Consider the following 23,636-nt stretch of genomic DNA (forward strand, 5'->3'; position numbering starts at 1 on the left):
GGCTCGTCCCGCTTCAAGCCCTTGTTTGTTTTATCGCATGTCGGTGGCGCAAGACCGCTGCTCGCTTTTGCGCGACATGCCTCAGCCGGCCAGCGCCTGCAGATTGAAGTAGTGGAGATTGTCCCGCGCCAGCGCCAGATCCTGCTCGCTGTCGATCTCGTAGGCGATCACTTCATGGGTGCGGATCGGCAGGAACTGCCTCAGATGCTCATAGACCGCCGTGTTGCCGATATCGGCGAAGTAATCGACCGGCAGCCAGGCGATGTTGGCCCATTCATATTCGGTCGGGTCGTCGCGGCGGAAGCTTACGGCATGGCCATCCTCGCGCGTCAGGAACACGGCGTCGCGGGTCTTGGTCCTGGTGATGCCGAGCTGCGCCACGCCGGGTTCGCACGATGCAAGGAAGGCTGCGAAACTTTCCGGCTCGACCAGCATGTCGCCATCCATGAACAGGCAATCGCCCTTGATGTAGCGGCCGCCGAGCTCATAGCTGTGCAGCGTGGTGGTGCTGCGGAAGCCGGGGTTGCGCACGACGAGCACATCCGGGCGGATGGCGCGGATCGCCGCGATGACTGCCTTTTCCTCGAAGCCGACGATGACACGAACATCCTCGACATCCTTCAGCAGCGACAGCAGGTGCTTGATGATCTTGACGCCTTCGATCTCGACCAGGCACTTCGGCTTGCCATGGCCCAGCCGCGAGCCGAGGCCGGCCGCCGCGATTACAGCGTGTTTAACAGACGGCATAGCGACTTCCCATCGAGAGCGACATAGTTGGAAACGGAGACCAGCGCGTCGGGCGCGCCATGCAGGCCGGTGAAGGCGATGCCGATATCGGCGACGTCGAAGAGCGGCACGTCGTTGAAGCCGTCGCCGATGGCGACGAGGCGGTCGAACTCCTCCTTGAGTTCCAGGCCGGCGACGTTCTTGCGCATGACCGTGTCGAGGCAGGTGATCCAGCCGTCCTTGTCGGTCGTGGCGGTGGAGGTGTAGAAGCGGCAGCCGAGGCGCTCGACCAGCGGCGCGATCCAGAGGTCGAGATTGCCCGTGACGACGAAGCAGCGATCTCGGTTTTGGCGGATGAACTGCTCGATATCGGGATCGAACTCGACCTCGGAGACGATCGACTGGATGCGGTCGAGACCGGCGCTGCGCAGGATGGCGAAGCGCAGACGGAAGGAATCCTCGAAGGGGATCAGCCCGGACATGGTGAGCTCGGTCAAAAGCCGCATCTCGGCCTCGAGGCCCAGCTCGGAGGCGATCATCGGCAGGAGCTCGGCGCGGGTGATCGTGCCATCGAGATCGAAGGCGAAGCCGGTGCCCCGCTTGTGGCCGGGAAGTGCGGCCGTGTCGGTCGCGGCGGATGGTGTCAACGCATGTTGTTGCGCGCGGTACATGCTCAGGACCTCGACGTCTGGATATCGGCTGCGATGGAATCGAGAATGATGCTGGAGGCCGGCTCGGCGTGCGGAAGCAGCACCTTCAAAAGCTCCTCGCGCTCCTTCACCAGCTGCCAGGGCTTGCCGTCCTTGTAGTCAAGCGCCACCTGGCGCAGCTGGTTAAAGGTCTCGACGCGGTGGGCGGCGCGTTCGGCCAGCCGGCCCAGCGCGTTGAAGGCGGCGTGGACGCCGGAATCGATGAAGATCAGCGGTTTCTCGAAGAGATGATATTCGGTCAGGAAGGAGACGCCGTCGGTGATCATCAGATCGGACGCCTCGAACAGCTCGCCATAGGTGCCTTCGCGAATGGCGCAGTTGGGCAGCGCCGACCAGGCATCGAGATAGCGTTGATAGGAATTATCGCGGAAAAGGCCGCTCTGCTCGGCGCCGAAGGCCAGCGCGGGATGCGGCTTCAGCACGAAATGGATGTCCTTGGCCGACTTGGCCCAATCCAGCATCTGCTTGTATATCTTATGGAAAACGCCGAAGCCCTCGCCATGGACGGCCAGCGAGTGATGCGGCGCCCAGATGACGCGGAAGGCGCGGCCGTTCGGCTCGGCGATAGGCCACTCACCCTTGCCTTTCGCTTCCATCAGCTTGTTGTGCTTGGGGTAGCCCGAAAGCACGAACTTATCGGGATCGGAATGGGCGAAGGAGCGGTAGTAGGACTGCGTCATCTCCGTCTCGCAGAAGATCTTCCAGGCGAGGCGGTGATACTGCTGGTCGTAATTGTCGGCGTAGGCTTCGTCGTCCTCACCCTTCGCATCCGGATTGGCGAGCACGCCCATGCCATAGGGCACGACGCAGATGCGGGCGAAGGTGATCTCCATCGTTCGCAGACCATGCGGCACGGGAGAGTCCCACTGCTGCTGGCGAAACACCACGTCGGGCATCAGGTTGCGCAGGATGTCGAGCGCATCGAAGGAATGCATGTCGAGGCGGATGTGCGGGACGCCGAGCGCGTTCAGCCCGGCATGCACTTCGTCCTCGCCGCTGAATTCGCCCCGTCCGAGCTGGCTGTTGTCGATCGACACGACCATCGGGTGGTAGCGATCATCCTGGGTCATCGCCCAATAGACGTCGGCCAGCGCATCCCACATCGGGATCGACTGGACGATGAACACGCATCGGATCTTCGGCGTCGCGGGGCCAAGTCGGCGCAGCGTCAGCTGGCTCACCTGCTTCAGGACATGCAGGTTCACGCCCATGCCGCCAAGCCTGGAATCGAACTTGGTCAGGACTTCCTTGGTGAGCGGCACCTTGTCGTGGTTGTTGACCTCGATCGCCGTCCTGACGATCTCGCTCATCTGCTGCGGCAGGGCCGTGAGCTGGGAATGGAATGTCTGCAGCAGCTTGGCGATTTCGAACTGGACCGAGCCCTGGGTGTCGATGCGCTGCGTCAGCTCTTCGACTTGCGCCTTCAACGATGCCAATTCGGCAAGGGTCTTGGCCGAAGAATTGCTTGGCTCGGTCGTGGGCATTCAGATCGCCTTCGTACATTCAAGAACGGCATTCAGCCGAACGCGCAACTGTGTCTTTATCCGCGAACTCTATGGCTGGAAGCTTTCGCCAAACTGGCCAGCAAGACCCGCGCGATCCCGGCTGACGAACGGCCGATGCCGCGGCGTTGAATGACACGCTCGATGCTTCTATGAGTGAGAAAACGCGGGCATCCGAGCCGGACCCATTGCCGCGATTGTTGCCGGGAAAACAGCGAGCCGAAGTGGACGACCATGTGCTGAACGATCAGGATGCGCCCGCCACAGCCGAACCTCGGTCAGGCGGCCGCTTGCTGGTATCGGTCGATCACCATCCGGCCTCGGCGTCGCTGCTGCGTGATGGCGCCGAGATGGCCGCGCGACTGAAAGCGCCCTGGGTGGCCGTCTATGTCGAGACCAACCGCTCGATCAACCTCGGCGAGGCCGAACGCGATACGCTCGCCGCCAATCTTCGGCTGGCGGAACAGCTCGGCGGCGAGGCAATCACCATTGCCGGCCGCGAGACGGCGCAGGAGCTGATCCGTTATTCCGTCTCGAACGCCATAACCCACATCGTCATCGGCGCGCCGAAGCAGCGGGCGTGGTTCTCGCCGTCGGTGGCCGATCGCCTGGTGCGCAGGGCGGGTGATATCAGCGTTCACGTCATTGCGGGCGACGAGCGCAAGGATATCGCGCGTCGCGGCGTCAAGGCGGCCGTGGCGCGGCCGGCCTTCGATCTCAAGGCGTATCTGCTGGCGATCGTCTATGTGCTGATCGCGCTTCTGGCCGGCATCGTGCTCGACCAGGTCCTCGACGTGCGCAATCTGGCGCTGGTGTTCCTGATGGCGGTGCTGACCTCGGCGGTGCTGCATGGGCTGCGGCCGGCGCTGTTTTCCTGCCTGCTTGGGGCGCTTGCCTTCAACTTCTTCTTCCTGCCGCCGCGCTACACGATGACGATCAACGACCCGGAAAGCGTGCTGGCGTTCTTCTTCTTTCTCGGCGTCGCGATCATCGCCAGCAACCTGACGGCGACGGTGCAGCGGCAGGCGACGGCGGCGCGGCAGCGGGCGCGCGACACCGAGGATCTCTATCTCTTTTCGAGGAAGCTCGCCGCCACCGGCACGCTCGGCGACGTACTCTCGGCCACGGTCTCTCAGTTGGCCTCGATGCTTCAGGTACGGGTCGTGGTGCTTTTGCCGGAGAACGGCACCATCGCGGCAAAGGCCGATTATCCGCCCGGCGACAGGCTCGACGAGGCCGATATCGCCGCTGCTCGTTGGGCCCTGGAGAACAACCAAGCCGCCGGGCGCGGCGCCGATACGATACCGGGCGCCAGGCGGCTTTATGTGCCGCTGCGCACCGGGCGCGCCACCGTCGGCGTGATCGGGCTCGACAGCGACAGCCGCGACGGGCCGCTCCTGACGCCGGGAGAACAACGATTGCTTGATGCGCTGGCGGACCAGGCGGCGCTGGCGATCGAGCGCATCCAGCTGGTCGATGATATCGACCGGGCGAAGCTCGCCGCCGAGGCCGACCGGCTGCGCTCGGCGCTGCTGACCTCGATCTCGCACGATCTGAAGACGCCGCTTGCCGCCGTGCTCGGCGCGTCCACCACGCTGCGCGACTATTTCGCCTCGATGAGCGAGGAGGATCGCGCGGATCTGCTTTCCACCGTGGTCGACGAATCCGAACGGCTGAACCGCTTCATCGCCAACCTGCTCGACATGACCCGGATCGAATCCGGGGCGATGGAACCGAATTCGGCGCTGAACGATGTCGGCGACATCGTCGGAAGCGCGCTGCGCCGCGCGGCGAAGATCCTTTCGCATCACCGCGCGCAGGTGACCATTCCGGCGGACCTGCCGACTGTCAGGCTCGATCCCGTTCTCTTCGAGCAGGTGCTGTTCAACCTTCTCGACAATGCCGCGAAATATGCGCCCGAGGGCTCCGCCGTCGAGATCAAGGGCTGGGCCGGGACTGGGATCGGCACCGGCGACGTCATGGTTCAGGTCTCGGACAGCGGGCCGGGCATTCCCAGCGATGATCTCGACCGCGTATTCGACAGTTTCTACCGGGTACGCAAGGGCGACCGGGTGCGGGCCGGCACCGGGCTTGGCCTTTCCATCTGCCGCGGCTTCGTCGAGGCGATGGGCGGCACCATCACCGCCGCGAACCGGCCCGACCGGTCAGGCGCCGTCTTCACCATCAGGCTGCCGCGCCCGCAAGAGATCACGAATGACATCACGAAGCTGGAAGACATGACATGAGCGGCTCGCCCGTGAAAATCCTCGTCGTCGATGACGAGCCCCCTATCCGCAAGCTGCTCCGCGTTGGCCTGACGGCGCAGGGGTACGAGGTGCATGAGGCGCCGGACGCGGCGACAGCGCGCGCCCGTGTCGGCGATGTCAGCCCCGATCTCATCGTGCTCGATCTCGGACTTCCCGACACGCCGGGCCACGCCCTGCTTGGCGAATGGCGCGAACAGGGGCTGGCGACACCCGTCGTGATCCTCTCCAGCCGCACGGATGAAGGCGGGATCGTCAAGGCGCTGGAGACGGGCGCGGACGACTACGTGACCAAGCCGTTCGGCATGAACGAGCTCGGCGCCCGCATCCGCGTGGCGCTGCGCCACCGGCTGCAGCAGCAGGGCGAAAAGGCGGTGTTTCGCACCGGCGGGCTGTCGATCGACCTCGTCAAACGGATCGTCAAGGTGGACGAGCGCGAGATCAAACTGTCGCCGAAGGAATACGACATCCTGCGGGTGCTGGCGCAATATTCCGGCAAGGTGCTGACGCATCAGTTCATGCTGAAGCAGATCTGGGGACCGGCGGCGGATGTGCAGTATCTGCGCGTCTATGTGCGCCAGTTGAGGCAGAAGATCGAGGCGACACCCGACCAACCGCACTACATCACCACCGAAACCGGCGTCGGCTACCGGCTGCGCGAGGCCGACCTGCCTGACAGCGAAAGTGCTTCACCAGAGGGCCGATGAGGGATAGAGCAGTGATCGGTTGAAAAAGACGAATGGACCGCATCATGACCGATACCGTTACCGACCGCTTCCTGCGCTATGTCGTCATCGACACCCAATCCGACCCGCAATCGCCGAGCCAGCCCTCCACCGAAAAGCAGAGGAATCTCGGGCGCGTGCTGGTCGAGGAATTGCTGGCGATCGGGCTTTCGGACGCGCATCTCGACGAGCGCGGCTATATCTACGCGACCATTCCCGGGAATACCGACAAGCAGGTGCCCGTCATCTGCTTCTGCTCGCATATGGACACGGCGCCCGATTTCAGCGGCACCAACGTCAAGCCACGGATCCTGCGCAACTACGAAGGCGGCGATATAAGGCTGACCGGCGATCAGCAGCAGGTGATCCGGGTGAGCGAGCATCCGGAACTGAAGAACCAGATCGGCAACGACATCATCACCACCGACGGAACGACGCTGCTCGGCGCCGACGACAAGGCGGGGATCGCCGAGATCATGACGGCGGCTGCGTTCCTCATCGCCAACCCCGATATCAAGCACGGCACGATCAAGATCCTGTTCACGCCGGACGAAGAGATCGGCCGCGGTGTCGACAAGGTCGACCTAGAGAAGCTTGGCGCCGATTTCGCCTACACGATGGACGGTTCGACGGCCGGGCATATCGAGGACGAGACGTTTTCGGCAGACGGCGTCGAGATCACCATCCAGGGCGTGGCGATCCATCCTGGTTTCGCCAAGGGCAAGATGGAAAACGCCATCAGGATCGCCGGCGCGATCATCGACCGGCTGCCGAGGGATATCGGCCCCGAGACGACATCGGGCCGGCAGGGCTTCATCCATCCGACCGGCGTGACCGGCTCGATGGAGAAGGCCGAGATCGGGCTGATCATCCGCGATTTCGACAATGCGGGGCTGACGGCCAAGGAAGAGATGCTGGAAGCGATCGTCAGGCAAGTGATGGCCGGCTATCCGGGCTCGACCTACACGTTCGAGGTCAAACAGCAGTATCGCAACATGAAGGAAGTGGTCGACCGGCACCCCGACATCGTCGAAAACGCCATCGAGGGCATCCGCCGTGCCGGGATGGAACCGAAGCGCGGCAGCATTCGTGGCGGCACCGACGGCTCGCGCCTCTCCTTCATGGGCCTGCCCTGCCCCAACATCTTCGCCGGCGGCCACGCGTTTCATTCGCCGCTCGAATGGGTGAGCCGTCAGGACATGGAGCGGGCGGCCAAGACGATCGTGGAGATTGCCAGGGTTTGGGAGGAGCGGGCGTAAGCGCCCGCGCATAACAGGAACGTTTCCGCTTCCGTTCGGTCTCTAGTGGCGATAGGGCGGCCCCACTCTCCGCCCTCATTCCTGTGCCCAGACTTCGTCCGGGCGATGTCACAGGAATCCAGCCACGGCGCGTCTGCGCCGTGAAAAGACTCTTCTCGGCCCAAGGACTTGGGCCGGCTGGATCCCGGCACAAGGCCGGGATGAGGGAGAGTGAGGAGGACGTACCGCCCCACCCCTTCCATTATCCTCGCAGACCCGGCGCTTCTTGCCCGGTGCGTTCGACGTATTCAGTGTAGCCGCCGCCGTACTGATGGATGCCATCGGGTGTCAGTTCCAGCACGCGGTTGGACAGCGCCGCCAGGAAATGACGGTCGTGGCTGACGAAGAGCATGGTGCCCTCGTATTGCGACAGCGCCTTGATCAGCATTTCCTTGGTGTCGAGATCCAGGTGGTTGGTTGGCTCGTCGAGGACGAGCAGGTTGGGCGGGTCGAACAGCATCTTGGCCATGACGAGACGTGCCTTTTCGCCACCCGACAGAACCCGGCACTTCTTTTCGACGTCGTCGCCGGAAAAGCCGAAGCAGCCGGCAAGCGCCCGCAGCGGCGCCTGGCCCGCCAGCGGGAAACTATCCTCCAGCCATTCCAAAACCGTGCGTTCACCATCGAGCAGGTCCATGGCGTGCTGGGCGAAATAGCCGAGCTTGACGCTGGCGCCGAGCGCAACCGTGCCCTGATCCGGCTCGGTGGAGCCCGTGACCAGCTTCAGCAGCGTCGACTTGCCGGCGCCATTGATGCCCATGATGCACCAGCGTTCCTTACGGCGAACCATGAAGTCGAGGCCTTCATAGATCGTGCGGCTGCCGTACTTCTTGTGGACGTTCTTCAGGTTGATAACGTCTTCGCCGGAGCGCGGCGCGGGAAGGAATTCGAAGGCGACCGACTGGCGGCGCTTGGGCGGCTCGACACGGTCGATCTTTTCCAGCTTCTTGACGCGGCTCTGCACCTGCGACGCGTGGCTGGCGCGCGCCTTGAAGCGTTCGATGAACTTGATTTCCTTGGCAAGCATGGCCTGCTGGCGCTCGAACTGCGCCTGCTGCTGCTTCTCGTTCTGGGCGCGCTGCTGCTCGTAGAAGGCATAGTCGCCGGAATAGGAGGTGAGCTGGCCGCCATCGATCTCGATGATCTTGCCGACGATGCGGTTCATGAACTCGCGGTCGTGCGATGTCATCAAAAGCGCGCCGTCATAGTTCTTCAGGAACTCTTCCAGCCAGATCAGGCTTTCGAGATCCAGATGGTTGCTCGGCTCGTCGAGCAGCATGACGTCGGGGCGCATCAACAGGATGCGGGCGAGCGCCACGCGCATCTTCCAGCCGCCGGAGAGGCCGCCGACATCGCCGTCCATCATTTCCTGGGTGAAGCTCAGACCATCGAGCACTTCGCGGGCGCGGCCCTCGAGCGCGTAGCCGTCCAGCTCCTCGTAGCGCGCCTGCACCTCGCCGTAGCGCTCGATGATGCGGTCCATCTCGTCGAGCTTGTCGGGATCGACCATCTCGGCTTCGAGTTCGCGCAGCTCGGCGGCGACAACGCTGACGGGGCCTGCCCCCTCCATGACCTCGGCCACGGCGCTGCGGCCCGACATTTCGCCGACATCCTGGTTGAAATAGCCGATCGTGAGGCCCTTTTCACCGGCGACATTGCCCTCGTCGGGCTGCTCCTCGCCGGTGATCATGCGGAAGAGCGTCGTCTTGCCGGCGCCGTTGGGGCCGACGAGGCCGATCTTCTCGCCCTTGTTGAGCGCCGCCGAGGCCTCGATGAAGAGGATGCGGTGGCTGTTCTGCTTGCTGATATTTTCGATGCGGATCATGGGAAGCGTGGTCCAAAACAGGTTTTCGGCGCCCTTATGCCACGCAAGACCTGATATGTCGCCCGTTTTCCGCAGTGCACCAAATGTTCGGTCGAGTCCGTTTCCCTGTGGTGACAGCCAGGCGGGACTTCCAAACATCAGGGAGCACTGATACGTTCCATATTTGTTCCCGAGTCGCGTTTCCATCGCGGCGCGTATGCTAGAGGCTTAAGAATAGATGCAGGCGGCGGCCTATCTCGAGAAACTGAACGATCGGCAGCGCCTTGCCGTGGAGCATGGGGTCGGTCAGGGACCGGATACGACGGGCGGTCCGCTGCTGATCATCGCCGGCGCCGGATCGGGCAAGACCAACACGCTGGCGCACCGGGTGGCGCATCTGATCGTCAACGGCGCCGATCCGCGCCGCATCCTGTTGATGACCTTCTCGCGCAGGGCGGCGTCGGAGATGGCGCGGCGCGTCGAGCGCATCTGCCGGCAGGTGCTCGGCGCCAATTCCGCCGTGATGACCGACGCGCTGACCTGGGCCGGCACCTTCCATGGGATCGGCGCGCGATTGCTACGCATCTATGCCGAGCAGATCGGCCTCAATGTCGATTTCACGATTCACGACCGGGAAGACAGCGCCGACCTGATGAACCTCATCCGGCATGAGCTCGGCTTCTCGAAGACCGAAAGCCGGTTTCCGACCAAGGGGACGTGTCTCGCGATCTATTCGCGCACCGTCAATTCCGAGACGCCGCTCTCCGAGGTCCTGAAGACCTGGTATCCGTGGGTGGCGACCTGGGAAGAGCAGCTGCGCGAGCTGTTTGCCTGTTATGTCGAGGCCAAGCAGGCGCAGAACGTGCTCGATTACGACGACCTCCTGCTCTACTGGGCGCAGATGGTGAGCGATCCGGAACTGGCTGAAGATATCGGCGGGCGCTTCGATCATGTGATGGTGGACGAGTACCAGGATACCAACCGGCTGCAATCCTCGGTGCTGATGGCGCTGAAGCCCGGTGGGCGCGGGCTGACCGTTGTCGGCGACGACGCGCAGTCCATTTACTCTTTCCGCGCCGCGACGATCCGCAACATTCTCGATTTCCCCAAGACCTTCGAGCCGCCGGCCGATATCATCACTCTCGACCGCAACTATCGTTCGACGACGACGATCCTTGCGGCCGCCAATGGTGTCATCGAACTGGCGCGCGAGCGCTTCACCAAGAACCTCTGGACCGACCGGCAATCCGAGGAGCGGCCGAAGCTGCTGACCGTCAAGGACGAGAACGACCAGGCGAACTACATCGTCGAGCAGGTGCTCGCCAATCGCGAAATCGGGATGACGCTGAAGCAGCAGGCGGTGCTGTTTCGCACCTCCTCGCACAGCGGCGCGCTCGAAGTGGAGCTGACGCGACGCAACATTCCCTTCGTGAAATTTGGCGGGCTGAAATTCCTGGATTCGGCGCATGTGAAGGACATGCTGGCGATCCTGCGCTTCGCGCAGAACCCGCGCGACCGGGTCTCCGGCTTCCGCCTGTTGAAGATGCTGCCGGGGATCGGACCGCAGACGGCGGGCAAGATCCTCGACACGATCGCCGCCGACCCCGAGCCGCTGATGGCGCTCGCCGAAATCCCGCCGCCGGCCAAGACCGGTGAAAACTGGCCGGCGCTGGTGCAGCTGCTGGAGGGGCTGCGCAAGGCGAACGGGCCATGGCCGGCCGAGATCGCACAGGCGCGCGAATGGTACGAACCGCATCTCGACCGCATCCACGAAGACGCCGACACCCGCAAGGCCGACCTCCTGCAGCTCGAGCAGATTGCCTCCGGCTATGCCAACCGCGAGCGCTTCCTCACCGAGCTGACGCTGGACCCACCCGACGCCACCAGCGATCAGGCAGGCGTGCCGCTGCTCGACGAGGATTATCTCATCCTCTCCACCATCCATTCGGCCAAGGGGCAGGAGTGGCGGGCGGTGTTCATGCTCAACGTCGTCGACGGCTGCATCCCCTCCGACCTCGCCGTCGGCACGACGCAGGAGATCGAGGAGGAACGCCGGCTTCTCTATGTCGGCATGACGCGGGCCAAGGACAGCCTGACGCTGATCACCCCGCAACGCTTCTTCACCAGCGGCCAGCACGGCCAGGGCGACCGGCATGTCTATGCATCGCGCACGCGGTTCATTCCGGTGACGCTTCTGCAGTATTTCGAGACCGCGGCATGGCCGGTGGTGGCGGCGACGCCTTCGGAGCGGAGCACGCAGCAGATAAGGGTGGATGTCGCGGCGCGGATGCGGACGATGTGGCGGTAGGGTGTGTTTGGGGGACAGTTGACGTTGTGCGGTTGGCCCCCTCATCCGCCTGCCGGCACCTTCTTGGATGATCAAAATATGAGATAGTTGTTTCTGCCGGGCGGGTGGCCACCCGCCCGGCAGCTGGTTGTCGGATCGTCACCTTCTCAGCCGTCAGGGGCTGTGGGGAGCAGGATCGCAACCGGCTCTTCATCAGGCCCGTGTGGTTGCAGGAACCTTGGGGTTCGTATCCAAGACAGGGACGACGAAGATGACCGATGATAGCATGATCTGTGCCGGAATCGATGTCGGCAAAAGCCATCTCGACATCGCCATCCATCCCGGTGACGCGCGGCTGCGGGTCACCTACGACGCGGCGGGCCTGAAGCGGCTCGACGCCTTTCTTCAAGAGCATGATGTCAAAAGCGTCGGATGAGGGGGCCTCGGGCGCTGAGTCTGCCAGCTAATTATTTGATGTCTCTTAGATTTGGCGTTTTGCCGCGGGGCGCGCCCTTCTGCCCTGCCGGGCATCGCCCCCACAGGTGGGGAGATTGGCTGGGCTTAACCGCTCGCATCCACCTCAACGTTTGGCGTAAACCTCTCCGCGAGTCGATCTCCCCCCTTGTGGGGGAGATGTCCGGCAGGACAGAGGGGGTGCCACGCGGCACAACGCCCAACACCGTCCCCCTCAAGCAGCCAACTGCATCCTCACATCCCCCGCCAACACCTTCATCCGTTCCAGCGACGCATGGCCAATCAGCATGAAGGCATGCGTCTTATCCGACCAGTAGATGACGTTCATGCCCTTGCGGGCTTCGACGTTGGGCGGTCTGGCGCCATCGTCGGAGCGGACGATGCAGAGTGCCAGGGGGCCTGTCTCGGGGTCGAGATAGGCAAGCTGGGCGAGCGGCTTGTCGTCATATTGCAGAAGCATCGCCCGCTTGAAATCGATGCCCGATAGCGCCACGGCTTCCGGCGAAAGGCTGAGCCCGAGCCTTGCTTCGACCGCCGCCAGCTGCGCTTGCTGCGACGCAAGCGACGGCACCGGGCCGGCCAGCGTTTCCGGCGTGTAGAGCGCGATGTATTCGGCGACCGTGGCGCGCCATTCGCTGTTTTCATCGGTAGCAGCGAGTTGTCGGCTCACGCCGATGAAGGCGCGGTCGGCTATGACGCCGGCAACCAAGCAGGCGGCGAGCGCGCCGATAAAGCGACGGCGGCTGGGGGCCGGCGTTGCCACTGGTGTGGCGGAGAGACGCGAGAGGATGGCTTCGAGCTCGGTCTTCGGCGCCTGCGACAGCAGCGGATCGAAGGCCTGCGCGAAGGGCAGGCTGGCGCGCGACAGGAATTCAAGGCGGGCGGCCAGCTCGGCGTCCGTTTCCAGGAGTGCTTCGAGGCGCGCGGCCTCGGTGGGTGGCAGTTCGCCATCGAGATAGGCGGTCAGCTCTTCGTCAGAGGGGATCGTGGTCTTGTCGGTCATCGTCCGCCCTCCTCTTTCAGATTGCCGGCCAGCGCGGCGCGGGCGGCGGCGAGCCGGCTCATGACGGTGCCGATCGGAATATCGAGCACAGCGGCCACCTCCTTGTAAGACAGGCCCTCGACATAGGCCAGGAAGACCGCGGCACGCTGCGCGTCGGGCAGCGCGCCGACGAGACGAAGCACCTGCGCGGCCATGACATGCGTCTCCGTTTCACGCGCGCCATCGACGACGAGCGCCTGCTCGGCATCGACGAAGCCCTGCCCTTGCCGGACCCGCCGCGAGCGGATTTCATTGAGCCAGATCGAATGCAGAATGGCAAACAGCCAGCGGTCGAGCCGGGTGCCCGCCTGAAACTGCGCGGCCCTCTCGAGAGCGCGCACGCAGGTCTGCTGCACCAGATCGTCGGCGACATCGCGGCGATGCGAGAGCACGAGACCGTAGCGCCAGAGCCGCGACAGGTTTTCCGTCAGACCGCTCCTGATATCGGATTCGCTTGCGATGGCCGCCTCCGCCACGGGGTTTGCCGAAGACCGCGCCGGGCGAGCCGGCGCGGTCTTGTTGGCGTGACTATAGGCAGGAAATGTCGTGTAGGCGACGACCATCGGCATGTTCCTCGTCACATTATCGGGCGTTCCCGCTCCTCAGATCTTCGACGGATTAGTGATCGCTTCGTTGAGATCGCGATATTCCTCGCAACTCGTGCCGCACAGCGTCTTGATGGTGCCGAGCTGCTCCTTGGCGAGATCGATGCGACCCTTGATGACATAGGCTTCGCCGAGATATTCGCGGACCTTGGCATATTGCGGATCGAGCTGGACCGACTTCAGATAGTAGCCGATGCCCTCATCCGTGCGTCCAAGCTTACGCGTCGCGTAGCCGCGATAGTTCAGGGCCTCGGCGGTGTTCTGGTCCTTCAGCGTGTCGAGCATGGCCAGCGCCTCGTCGTAACGGCCGGCCTTGGCCAGCGAATAGGCGTATTCGGTGCGGTTCTCGTCGGTGATGTTGGCGCCCGACTGCTTGACGCATTTCTGCGTCTTCTTGTCATAGACCTCACCCTTCTTGCAGGTGGGCGTGGTGGAGCCGCCGCTATCGTCGCCGCCGGCGGCGAACACAGGCGCGGTGAACGCGAAGGTCGCGATCGCGCCGCTGATCAGGACGGATGCAATCCGAGAGGTTGCTGAGGTCATGGAATATCTCCTTCGGGACAATGTCTGAGACACGGTTGGTCTTGAGGACAGGGTTGCGGCGAATGAACACCGCAGCCGGCGGGTTTATTCGGCGGGTGTCCCGATTTTTCCGATCACCGTTTCGTGAGAGCGATTGGCGAATAAAGCCCGGCCTGGCGTGTTTGCTCCGCGTGCGCCGGGGGACGAACAGGAGCATTTTCGTGAACGACACCGTCAAACTACTCAGCCTCGCCACCGCGGCGCCACTGCATGTCATCACGCAGGAGGAAGCCGCGGAGACGTCGGCACGGCTGTTTTCCAGCCGGCTCAAAGACTTCGCGCATCTCGCGCCCGTTTTTACCAATGCCGGCATCCGCACCCGTCATGCCGCGCGGCCGCTTGCATGGTTCACCGAGCCGCACGGCTGGGAAGATCGGATGCAGGCCTATCAGGAGGAGGCACGCAGCCTGTTTCGGCTGACCGTGACGGCGGCGCTCGATAAGGCTGGCCTCGGCGGAGCCGATGTGGACTGCATCGTCACGGTCTCCTCGACCGGCATCGCGACCCCCAGCCTCGATGCGCAGCTGGCCTCCGAGATCGGGTTTCGGACGGATGTGGAGCGCCTACCGGTGTTCGGCCTCGGCTGCGCGGCCGGCGTTTCCGGCTTCGCGATCGCGGCGCGGCTCGCCAAGGCGCGGCCCGGCGCGACCGTGCTCTTTGTCTCTATCGAGCTCTGCACGCTGGCCTTCCGGCTGGACGAGCTGACGCGGGCGAATATCATCGCCACGGCGCTGTTCGGCGATGGTGCGGCGGCCTGCGTCTTGCGGGCTGGACCGGAGGGGCTTGCCGCGGTCGAATCCACCGGAGAGCATCTGTTTCCCGATACGCTCGGCATCATGGGCTGGAAGATCGACGATACCGGCTTCGGCATCGTGCTGGCGCAATCGCTTCCGCCCTTCGCGGAGAAGGAGCTGGGTCCGGCGATCGACGGCATTCTTGATCGCAACGGGCTGAGGCGCGCGGATATCGACCGCTTCATCTGCCATCCCGGCGGGGCACGCGTTCTGGCGGCGCTGGAGACCGCTTTGTCGATCCCATCCTCGGCGCTCGACCATGAGCGGGCGGTGCTTGAGGAATATGGCAACATGTCGTCTCCGACGGTGCTTTTCGTGCTCGAGCGGGTGCTGCGCCAGGGATTGCCCGAGCGGGCGGCCATGATCGCGATGGGGCCGGGTTTTTCGGCCAGCTGCGTGACGTTGACGAGGGCCTGACGATGTGGCCCTCGATCCTCATCCTCGGCTTCGTGACGCTGCAACGGCTGGCGGAGCTCATCATCGCGCGGCGCAATACTCGCGCGCTCATGGCGCGCGGTGCCCGCGAGATCGGCGCCGACCACTATCCGGTCATGGTGGCACTGCATGCGAGCTGGCTTGCCGGGCTCTGGTTCTTGGCGCCCGGCCATCCGGTCCAGCCGATATGGTTCATGCTCTTCGTCCTGCTGCAGCTTGGCCGGCTCTGGGTTCTGGCCACGCTCAAGGGGCGGTGGACGACGCGGATCATCGTGCTGCCGGGGGCGCCGCTGGTGCGCAAGGGACCGTATCGGCTGTTCCCGCACCCGAACTACGCGGTCGTGATCGGCGAGATCGCGGTGCTGCCGCTTGCGTTCGGGATGCCGCTCTTCGCCGCCATTTTCTCCGTCTTGAACGGGCTGATGCTGTGGCTTCGCATCTCGGTGGAGAACCGTGCCCTGAAGACGGCAATGTTTTTGAAATGAATGCGATTTTTCATTTGCACGCGGCTTGGCGGAGGGGCATTTTTGATCGCGATAATATCGTGGGTTTCGTGGGAAAATGACGAAGAACGTAATCGTGCTTGGAGCCGGCATCGTCGGCGTATCGACGGCCATTCATCTGCAGCGGCGCGGACGGCAGGTGACATTGATCGATCGCAAGCCGCCGGGCAACGGCACATCCTTCGGCAATGCCGGATTGATCCAGCGCGAGGGCGTGGTGCCCTACGGCTTTCCGCAGCAGCTCGGCCTTCTCGTCCGCTACGCCTTCAACAACCGTATCGACGCGCATTACCACCTGAAGGCGCTGCCGGGCCAGCTGTCGTTTCTGGCGCGCTACTGGTGGCATTCGAACACCAAGCGTCATCAGATGATCTCCAAGGCCTATGCGCCGCTGATCGCGCATTCGATCTCCGAACATAACGACCTGATCGAGGCGGCGGGCGCCGAGCATCTGATCCGCAAGAACGGCTGGATCGAGGTGTTTCGCACCGGTGAGAAGCGCGACGCGGAATTCGCCGAGGCCGAACGGCTGCAGCGGGAATTCGGCGTCGGCTTCGACAAGCTGGATACCGGCGATCTGGCGCGGCTGGAGCCGGATCTCAATCTCGGCTTCGTCGGCGCGTTGAAGTGGCGCGACCCGTGGTCGGTCATCAATCCGCAGGCACTGACGGCAAGCTATCTGCGCTATTTCGAAAGCATCGGCGGTCGCTTTATCACCGGGGATGCGAACTCCTTCGGCAAGTTCGGCGCCGGCTGGAAGATCGCGACCGTCGAGGGTCCCGTGGAGGCCGACGAGGCGGTGATGGCGCTCGGACCATGGGCGGCGGTCGCGACGAAGAGGCTTGGCTACGCCTTCCCGCTCGGGGTCAAGCGCGGCTATCACATGCATTATTCGGCGAAGGGCAACGCCGTGCTCAACAACACCGTGGCCGACACGGAGCTCGGCTATCTGATGGCGCCCATGGAAAACGGCATCCGCCTGACGACGGGCGCGGAGTTCGCGGCGATCGATGCGCCAAAGACGCCGGTGCAGCTCGACCGCGCCGAAACGGTGGCGCGCGGCGTGTTTCCGCTCGGCGAGCGGCTCGACCCGGAACCCTGGATGGGCGCCCGCCCCTGCACGCCCGACATGAAGCCGGTTATTGGCAAGGCGCCGCGCCACGAGGGCCTGTGGTTCGCCTTCGGCCACGCCCATCACGGGCTGACGCTCGGGCCGGTGACCGGCAGGGCGCTGGCGGAGCAGATGACGGGCGAAAGGCCGTTCGTCGATATCTCCGCCTATTCGCCGCAGCGGTTTAATCCGTAGAGATCATTGCTTTTCGCATTTTAGCCCACGGAGAGGACAGGAATCCGCCCCGGCGGCGGATGACGCAACGTGATTCCTACACGACTGGCGGGATAATCCTTAAAACGAGCGGGAAACGTTAGGAAATTTCTCATGTCCATTGCCTCCACCTCCGTTCTCGAAACCCGCGAGCCCTCGCTCGGCACGCCGGGCCTCGGCTCCCCGCTCGTTCTCGTTCTCGGGACGCTGCTGCTCGGCTATTATTACGGCCCGGCGCAGGGTGCGCTGTTTCTCGTCGGCGGCGCGCTCGGTATCGCGCTTTATCACGCCGCCTTCGGCTTCACCTCCGCCTGGCGCGTCTTCATCATGGATGGACGCGGGCGCGGATTACGCGTGCAGATGATCCTGCTTGCCATCGCCGTCGTTTTGTTCTTCCCATTTCTCGCCAGCGGTACGCTGTTCGGCAATGAGGTGCGGGGCTCGGTAGCGCCGGCAGGCATCGGTGTCATCGTCGGCGCCTTCATGTTCGGTATCGGCATGCAGCTCGGTGGCGGTTGCGCTTCCGGCACGCTGTTCACGGCGGGCGGCGGCAATGCACGCATGCTGGTGACGCTGTTCTTCTTCGTCGTCGGATCGCTGCTCGGCACCGTCAACTTCGACTGGTGGGTGAGCCTGCCATCGCTGCCGCCGACATCGCTGGTGACGAGCTTCGGCGCCGCGGGCGGCATCGCGGTTTCGCTGCTCATCTTCGCCGCCATTGCCGGCCTGACTATATTGGTCGAGAAGCGCTGGCATGGATCGCTGGAAGTGGCCGCCCCCTCGCCACGCCGAGGCATTTCCCGCTTCCTGCGCGGCCCCTGGCCGCTGGTGCTCGGCGCCGTCGCATTGGCGCTGCTCAACTTCGCGACGCTGTCGATCGCCGGACGTCCCTGGGGTGTCACCTCGGCATTTGCGCTGTGGGGCGCCAAGGGCGCGCAGCTTATCGGCATCGATCCGACCGCCTGGTCATACTGGCAGACGCCCGCCAACGCCAAGGCGCTCTCCGACAGCGTATTCGCCGACATCACCTCGGTGATGAATTTCGGCATCATCGCCGGCGCCATGCTCGCTTCATCGCTGGCCGGTCGCTTCGCGCCGAGCTGGGATATCCCGCTGCGCTCGCTGCTGGCCGCCGTCATCGGCGGGCTGCTGCTCGGATACGGCGCGCGCATCGCCTATGGCTGCAACGTCGGCGCCTATTTCTCCGGCATCGCGTCGGGCAGCCTGCATGGCTATCTCTGGGCAGTGGCGGCCTTCGCGGGCAACATCATCGGCGTCCGCCTGCGGCCCTACTTCTTCTTCGAGAAGAAGATCCTGCTCAGGAACGACGGCTAGAGCCTCGGGCGATTAATGTGCAACGCATCCGGCCTGGCGGAAATAGTTCCAGCACTCTTGCGGCGTGAATAGGTCGCAAACCTTTCCGACGGCTTTCCAGAGATCGTCATAAGTCCTTGCTTTCATTTTTCGCAAGAGTGCCTTGAGCTTCGAAAAGGCCATTTCAATCGGATTGTTGTCTGGCGAATATCGCGGCAGGAAGAGTATCCATGCCTTCCGCTCAGCGATGGCCGCCGCTGCTCGGGGGCTCTTGTGGACGTTGAGGTTATCCCAGATCACCACGTCGCCTGGTTCAAGCGTCGGTGCGAGTTGAGTTCGCACATAGGTGTCGAACTTGGCTCCATCCATGGCCCCATCGACGACAAAGGGTGCCGTGATGCCATCGCAGCGCAGACCGGCGACAAAGGTTTGGGTGTGCCATTTGCCGAAAGGCGCATCCGCCTGAAGGCGCTTGCCCTTGATGCTACGGCCACGCAGTGGTGTCATGTTGGTCTTGACCGAAGTCTCATCTACGAAGACGAGACGTCCGGGGCTCTGTTGCATAGCGGGTTGGCGACGTTTGCGCCACTCATCGCGCTCCCGGCGCACATCGGCGCGTGCGCGTTCCGATGCCAGCAGTGTTTTTTTTAAAGCTGAAGCCCGCCCGGCAAAGAAGCTTCGACAGGTTCGAAGGATCAGCTTTCACACCATGATGCTCTACCAGCCAAGTCGCCAGGTCGGGCATGGTTATATCCGGTTGCGCCTCTACCTTGGCGATAATGGCATCCCGGACCGGGCCCAATTTGCCGCTGCCGCTGGGCCGACCGCGCCGGGAGGGCTCGACCGAGCCCGTTCGATCCGCCCGCTGCTTAAGCCGAACAGCCGTGGCGGGCGAGACTTTGAAAGCAGCAGCGGCTGCCCGACGCGTTTGGCCTTGCGTGATCGCATCAACAATCCGTTGGCGAAGGTCCGAAGAATAGGCGCGAGACATGGCAAGTCCTCCTGCCATGTTGAATCATAAAATCGAAGCCAGGGGAATCGTCAGATTCAAAGAAACTGCCCGACGCTCTAGGAAATCACCAAAGCCTTGAGATCGCGGAGCGCCGTCTTCGCGATCTCGTCGATCGTCCCATCGATATCGACGGTGACCACGCCGGGTTCTCCGGTCGGGACTTCCAGCGTCGCCAGCTGGTTTTCGAGCAGGGAGAGCGGCATGAAGTGGCCCTTTCGGGCGCCCATGCGCTCGGTCAAAAGCTCCCTGGAGCCGTGCAGGTAGACGAAGAACAGGTTGCCGTCGACGGCGGCGCGCAGGCGGTCGCGGTAGCTCTTCCTCAGCGCCGAACAGGACAGGACGATGCCCTCGCCGCGGTCGAGCGCCGCCTTCATGGTCTTGCCGATGATATCGAGCCAGGGCATGCGGTCATCGTCGGTGAGCGGGATGCCCTTCGACATCTTCTCCACATTGGACGCCGGATGCAGCGCATCGCCTTCGGTGAATTCGACGGCGAGCGCTTCCGCCATCGCCTCGCCCACGGACGACTTGCCGGAGCCGCTGACCCCCATGACGATGATGGCATGGGGGCGCGTGTTTTGTCCTGACATTCCGGAATCTCTCCTCACCTCGGCATGATCCGCCGTGTCGGGAGACCCAAGCTTACGACGCGATGGCCGCATTCTTGCGGGCGAGACGTGCCCTGATGGTGTCGACGTCGGCGCGCGGCGTCGCCGCGAACAATGTCTTGGTATAGCTGTGCTGCGGGTCGTTGAAAACCTGGTCGCGCGATCCGTATTCGACGGCCTCGCCGTAATACATGACCATGACGTCATCGGCCATGTAGCGGACGACCGAGAGGTCGTGGCTGATGAAGACGTAGGTCAGGTTCAGCTCGTCCTGCAGGTCGGCGAGCAGGTTCAGCACCTGTGCCTGGACCGAAAGGTCGAGCGCCGAGACCGGCTCGTCCAAGACCAGAAGCCGCGGCTTCAGCATCAGCGCGCGGGCAATCGCGATACGCTGGCGCTGACCGCCGGAGAACATGTGCGGATAGCGGTTGAAGTGGACCTCCTGCAGGCCGACCTTCTTCAGCATCGACATCGCCAGTTCGCGGCGTTCGGCGGCGGGCGTGTTGGTGTTGATGATCAGCGGCTCCATCAGGATGTCGCCGATCTTCTTGCGCGGGTTCAGCGAACCATAGGGGTTCTGGAAGACGATCTGCACCTTGCGGCGCATCTCGGGCGTCAGATCGCCGGCGGCGATATCCACCTTCTTGCCGTCGATGAACAGTTCGCCGCCGCTTGCCGGATCGATCATGGTGATGATGCGGGCGAGTGTGGACTTGCCGCAGCCGCTCTCACCGACGATGGCGAGCGTCTTGCCCTCATCGACCTTGAAGTTCACGCCCTTGACGGCGTGGACGGTCTTTTCCTTCTTGAACAGGCCGCCCGGCAGAAAGTAGTTGCGGACGATGTTCTTGCCTTCGAGGACTGGCGTCATTGGGCCGCTCCCTCACTCGTCTGTTTGAAAATCTCGCCGATGGTCGGCAGGCGGTCGCCGGTGGCGTTGTCGGGCAGAGCCGCCAAAAGCGCACGGGTGTAATCGCTCTTCGGTGCTTCGAACAGCGACAGCACGTCGGCCTCTTCCATCTTGCGACCCTTGTACTGCACGATCACACGATCGGCGGTCTCGGCGACGACACCCATGTTGTGGGTGATCATGATGAGGCCCATGCCGTGTTCCGTCTGCAGGCGCATCAGCAGATCGAGGATCTGCTTCTGGATCGTGACGTCGAGTGCTGTGGTCGGCTCGTCGGCGATCAGGAGCTTCGGGTTGCAGGCGATCGCGATGGCGATCATCACGCGCTGGCACTGGCCGCCCGACATCTGGTGCGGGAAATGGCCGAGGCGCTCGGCCGGGTTCGGAATTCCGACGGCCTCGAAGAGCTCGATGGCGCGCTTGCGGCGTTCCGCCTTGCCGAGGCCGAGGTGAATGCGCAGCACTTCCTCGATCTGGAAGCCGACCGTGAAGCACGGGTTGAGGCTGGCGATCGGTTCCTGGAAGATCATCGACATGTCCTTGCCGATGATCTTGCGGCGCTCGGTTCCGGACATGCCGAGCAGGTTGCGGCCGTCGAAGACCAGCTTGTCGGCCGTGACCTTGGCGGTCCAGGGCAGAAGCCCCATGGCCGCCAGCATGGAGACGGACTTGCCGGAGCCGGATTCGCCGACGATGGCCAGGACTTCGCCGGCCGAGACCTTCATCGACACGCCATCGACGGCGCGGAAGGTGCCGGTCGAGGTCTGGAACTCGACGACGAGATTTTCGATTTCGAGAAGTGCCATATCAGGACCTCTTCAGTTTGGGATCGAGCGCATCGCGCAGACCGTCGCCCATCAGGTTGATGGCAAGAACGGTGATGAGGATGCACAGGCCCGGGAAAGTGACGAGCGACGGCGAGCTCTGGAAGAACTCGCGGGCGTCGGCGAGCATCGTGCCCCACTCGGCTGTCGGCGGCTGGGCGCCCATGCCGAGGAAGCCGAGGGCCGCCGCGTCGAGGATAGCCGCCGAAAAGGCGAGCGTTGCCTGGACGATCAGGGGTGCCACGCAGTTCGGCAGGATGGTCTTGAACATCAGACGCAGCGTGCCGGCCCCGGCAACGCGCGATGCCACGACATATTCCTTCTCGCGCTCGCTGATGACGGCGGCGCGGGTAAGGCGGACGAAGTGGGGCTGGTTGACGATCGAGATCGCGATCATGGCGTTCAACAGGCCGGGGCCGAGAACGGCGACCAGCACGAGAGCGAGCAGCAGCGACGGGAATGCCAGGATGATATCCATGACGCGCATGATGACCGTATCGGTGCGGCCACGGAAGTAACCGGCGATGAGGCCGAGCAGGACGCCGGCGACGGCCGACAGCGAGGCGACGACGAGGCCGATGAACAGCGAGAAGCGGGTGCCGAAGATCAGACGCGAGAGCATGTCGCGACCAACCGCATCGGTGCCGAGCAGGAACTGGCTGTTGCCGCCTTCCGCCCAAGCCGGCGGCACGCGCTGCATGCCCGAAGGCACGTTCGGATCATGTGGTGCGACCCACGGCGCGAAGATGGCCAGGAGCAGCACGAAGACGAAGATGACGAGGCCGATGACCGCGCCCTTGTTGCGGGAGAAGTAGTACCAGAACTCCGAAAGGCCGGAGGGCTGGGCAGACGTGGTGTTTGTCGTGCTCATGAGCCGCTCCTAGTGTCTGATGCGTGGGTTGATGAGACCGTACATGAGATCGACGATCAGATTGACGAGCATGATGATGGCAGCGATCAGCAGCAGACCGCCCTGGACCACGGCGTAATCGCGCTTGAAGACCGCATCGACCATCCATTTGCCGATACCCGGCCAGGAGAAGATGGTTTCCGTCAGGATGGCGCCGCCAAGCAGAACGCCGACCTGCAGGCCGATCGAGGTGACAACAGGGATCATGGCGTTGCGCAGCGCATGCACGCCGACAACCCGAAGAGGCGCGAGGCCCTTGGAGCGGGCGGTGCGAACGTAATCCTCGCCGAGAACCTCGAGCATGGCCGAGCGGGTCTGGCGGGCGATGACGGCGAGCGGGATGGTGCCGAGAACGATGGTCGGCAGGATCAGCGACCGGAAGGCCGACTTGAAGGCGCCGGCCTGACCGGACAGCAGACTGTCGATCAGCATGAAGCCGGTGACCGGCTTGAAGAAGTACATCAACGAGATACGGCCGGAGACGGGCGTCCACTGCAGCGTATTCGAGAAGAGAACGATGAGGAGCAGGCCCCACCAGAAGATCGGCATCGAATAGCCGACAAGCGCCACGCCCATGACACCCTGGTCGAACCATGTCCCCCTCTTCACGGCGGCGAAGATGCCGGCCGGGATGCCGAGGATGATGGCGAACAGGATGGCGCAGAGCGCCAGCTCCATCGTGGCCGGAAACAGCGAAATGAATTCCTGCAGGACCGGACGCTTGGTGACGATGGACGAGCCGAAATCGCCCTGCACGAGATTACCGAGGTAATCGATGTACTGGACGTAGAGCGGCCGGTCGAGGCCAAGGTCGCTCATGATCTGGGTATAGCGCTCCGGCGCCATGACGCGCTCGCCCGACATCAGCATGACGGGATCTCCCGGCAACAGGCGGATGAACGAGAAGGCGATGATGGAAACACCGAGGAAGGTGGGAATCAGGACCGCTAGGCGCCCGATGAAAAAACGAAACATATCACATG

General features: G+C 63.6%; 21 protein-coding genes and 1 pseudogene. 9 read left to right on the forward strand and 13 right to left on the reverse strand.

What is annotated here, in order from left to right:
• Positions 1-81 precede the first annotated feature (81 nt).
• From P3R82_RS22095 to P3R82_RS22105, 3 genes are read right to left on the reverse strand one after another with little or no spacing between them, the layout of a single operon-like run.
• Positions 82-747 carry an NTP transferase domain-containing protein gene (locus P3R82_RS22095; RefSeq protein WP_283195347.1) on the reverse strand — a complete coding sequence of 222 codons (666 nt, stop codon included), beginning with the start codon at positions 745-747 and terminating at the stop codon, positions 82-84.
• Entirely contained in the window at positions 723-1,397 is a 675-nt protein-coding gene (locus tag P3R82_RS22100; protein WP_283195348.1) for an HAD family phosphatase, read from the reverse strand. The genes P3R82_RS22095 and P3R82_RS22100 overlap by 25 nt, the downstream gene beginning before the upstream one ends.
• Positions 1,398-1,399: 2 nt before the next feature.
• On the reverse strand, positions 1,400-2,920 hold the full coding sequence (locus P3R82_RS22105) for a CDP-glycerol glycerophosphotransferase family protein (protein ID WP_283195349.1): 1,521 nt from the start codon (positions 2,918-2,920) through the stop codon (positions 1,400-1,402).
• Positions 2,921-3,216: 296 nt separating this feature from the next.
• On the opposite strand from P3R82_RS22105, the pseudogene P3R82_RS22110 reads away from it, so the two are divergent.
• The 3 genes and pseudogenes from P3R82_RS22110 to pepT all read left to right on the forward strand — a co-directional run.
• Positions 3,217-5,184: pseudogene (locus P3R82_RS22110) on the forward strand (DUF4118 domain-containing protein); the annotation flags it as partial.
• Entirely contained in the window at positions 5,181-5,909 is a 729-nt protein-coding gene (locus P3R82_RS22115) for a response regulator transcription factor (protein WP_283195350.1), read from the forward strand. The pseudogene P3R82_RS22110 and the gene P3R82_RS22115, both read left to right, overlap by 4 nt.
• Positions 5,910-5,953: 44 nt before the next feature.
• Positions 5,954-7,186, forward strand: coding sequence for a peptidase T (gene pepT / locus P3R82_RS22120; protein ID WP_283195351.1), 1,233 nt, complete (start codon positions 5,954-5,956; stop codon positions 7,184-7,186).
• Positions 7,187-7,427: 241 nt separating this feature from the next.
• On the opposite strand, the gene P3R82_RS22125 is transcribed toward pepT, so the two are convergent.
• Positions 7,428-9,050 (reverse strand): ABC-F family ATP-binding cassette domain-containing protein, encoded by a 1,623-nt coding sequence (locus tag P3R82_RS22125; RefSeq protein WP_283195352.1) that lies wholly within the window; start codon positions 9,048-9,050, stop codon positions 7,428-7,430.
• 217 nt (positions 9,051-9,267) lie between these two features.
• Here P3R82_RS22125 and P3R82_RS22130 point away from each other — a divergent pair, with 217 nt between their 5' ends.
• Both P3R82_RS22130 and P3R82_RS22135 read left to right on the forward strand, forming a co-directional pair.
• Positions 9,268-11,337, forward strand: coding sequence for an ATP-dependent helicase (locus P3R82_RS22130; protein ID WP_283195353.1), 2,070 nt, complete (start codon positions 9,268-9,270; stop codon positions 11,335-11,337).
• A 250-nt stretch (positions 11,338-11,587) separates the two neighbouring features.
• Positions 11,588-11,752 carry a hypothetical protein gene (locus P3R82_RS22135; RefSeq protein ID WP_283195354.1) on the forward strand — a complete coding sequence of 55 codons (165 nt, stop codon included), beginning with the start codon at positions 11,588-11,590 and terminating at the stop codon, positions 11,750-11,752.
• Between the two features lie 252 nt (positions 11,753-12,004).
• On the opposite strand, the gene P3R82_RS22140 is transcribed toward P3R82_RS22135, so the two are convergent.
• From P3R82_RS22140 to P3R82_RS22150, 3 genes are read right to left on the reverse strand one after another with little or no spacing between them, the layout of a single operon-like run.
• Positions 12,005-12,793, reverse strand: a complete 789-nt coding sequence (locus tag P3R82_RS22140) for an anti-sigma factor (protein ID WP_283195355.1) — start codon at positions 12,791-12,793, stop codon at positions 12,005-12,007.
• Complete coding sequence (locus P3R82_RS22145) at positions 12,790-13,395, reverse strand: RNA polymerase sigma factor (RefSeq protein ID WP_283195356.1); 606 nt, start codon at positions 13,393-13,395, stop codon at positions 12,790-12,792. Before P3R82_RS22145 ends, P3R82_RS22140 begins: the two co-directional genes overlap by 4 nt.
• Before the next feature lie 39 nt (positions 13,396-13,434).
• Complete coding sequence (locus P3R82_RS22150; protein ID WP_283195357.1) at positions 13,435-13,980, reverse strand: tetratricopeptide repeat protein; 546 nt, start codon at positions 13,978-13,980, stop codon at positions 13,435-13,437.
• 200 nt (positions 13,981-14,180) lie between these two features.
• Between P3R82_RS22150 and P3R82_RS22155 the strand changes: the two genes are divergently transcribed.
• The 4 genes from P3R82_RS22155 (at position 14,181) to P3R82_RS22170 (ending at position 18,410) form a co-directional block, all read left to right on the forward strand.
• The gene (locus P3R82_RS22155) at positions 14,181-15,230 is read left to right on the forward strand and encodes a type III polyketide synthase (protein WP_283195358.1); all 1,050 of its coding nucleotides are present in this window, start codon (positions 14,181-14,183) and stop codon (positions 15,228-15,230) included.
• Between the two features lie 2 nt (positions 15,231-15,232).
• On the forward strand, positions 15,233-15,733 hold the full coding sequence (locus tag P3R82_RS22160) for an isoprenylcysteine carboxylmethyltransferase family protein (RefSeq protein ID WP_283195359.1): 501 nt from the start codon (positions 15,233-15,235) through the stop codon (positions 15,731-15,733).
• Between the two features lie 76 nt (positions 15,734-15,809).
• Positions 15,810-17,057, forward strand: a complete 1,248-nt coding sequence (locus P3R82_RS22165) for an FAD-binding oxidoreductase (RefSeq protein WP_283195360.1) — start codon at positions 15,810-15,812, stop codon at positions 17,055-17,057.
• 132 nt (positions 17,058-17,189) lie between these two features.
• Positions 17,190-18,410, forward strand: a complete 1,221-nt coding sequence (locus P3R82_RS22170; protein ID WP_283195361.1) for a YeeE/YedE family protein — start codon at positions 17,190-17,192, stop codon at positions 18,408-18,410.
• Positions 18,411-18,422: 12 nt separating this feature from the next.
• Here P3R82_RS22170 and P3R82_RS22175 read toward each other — a convergent pair.
• From P3R82_RS22175 to P3R82_RS22200, 6 genes are all read right to left on the reverse strand, one after another.
• Positions 18,423-19,380, reverse strand: a protein-coding gene (locus P3R82_RS22175; RefSeq protein WP_283193551.1) for an IS630 family transposase whose coding sequence is annotated in 2 segments (ribosomal slippage) — positions 18,423-19,037 and positions 19,039-19,380 — 957 coding nt in all. Because the reading frame shifts where the segments join, the coding sequence is not laid out codon by codon here.
• Between the two features lie 77 nt (positions 19,381-19,457).
• Positions 19,458-19,991, reverse strand: a complete 534-nt coding sequence (locus P3R82_RS22180) for a gluconokinase (protein ID WP_283195362.1) — start codon at positions 19,989-19,991, stop codon at positions 19,458-19,460.
• A 52-nt stretch (positions 19,992-20,043) separates the two neighbouring features.
• The gene (locus P3R82_RS22185; protein WP_283195363.1) at positions 20,044-20,880 is read right to left on the reverse strand and encodes a dipeptide ABC transporter ATP-binding protein; all 837 of its coding nucleotides are present in this window, start codon (positions 20,878-20,880) and stop codon (positions 20,044-20,046) included.
• Positions 20,877-21,725: an ABC transporter ATP-binding protein gene (locus P3R82_RS22190; protein WP_283195364.1), complete on the reverse strand. Its 849-nt coding sequence runs from the start codon at positions 21,723-21,725 to the stop codon at positions 20,877-20,879. The genes P3R82_RS22185 and P3R82_RS22190 overlap by 4 nt, the downstream gene beginning before the upstream one ends.
• A gap of 1 nt (position 21,726) precedes the next feature.
• The gene (locus P3R82_RS22195) at positions 21,727-22,614 is read right to left on the reverse strand and encodes an ABC transporter permease subunit (protein WP_183900317.1); all 888 of its coding nucleotides are present in this window, start codon (positions 22,612-22,614) and stop codon (positions 21,727-21,729) included.
• A gap of 9 nt (positions 22,615-22,623) precedes the next feature.
• Positions 22,624-23,628 (reverse strand): ABC transporter permease subunit, encoded by a 1,005-nt coding sequence (locus P3R82_RS22200; protein ID WP_283195365.1) that lies wholly within the window; start codon positions 23,626-23,628, stop codon positions 22,624-22,626.
• Between the last annotated feature and the right edge of the window lie 8 nt (positions 23,629-23,636).

It is taken from the genome of Rhizobium sp. AN80A (assembly GCF_030053015.1).
In the GTDB taxonomy this organism is placed as follows: Bacteria; Pseudomonadota; Alphaproteobacteria; order Rhizobiales; family Rhizobiaceae; genus Rhizobium; species Rhizobium metallidurans.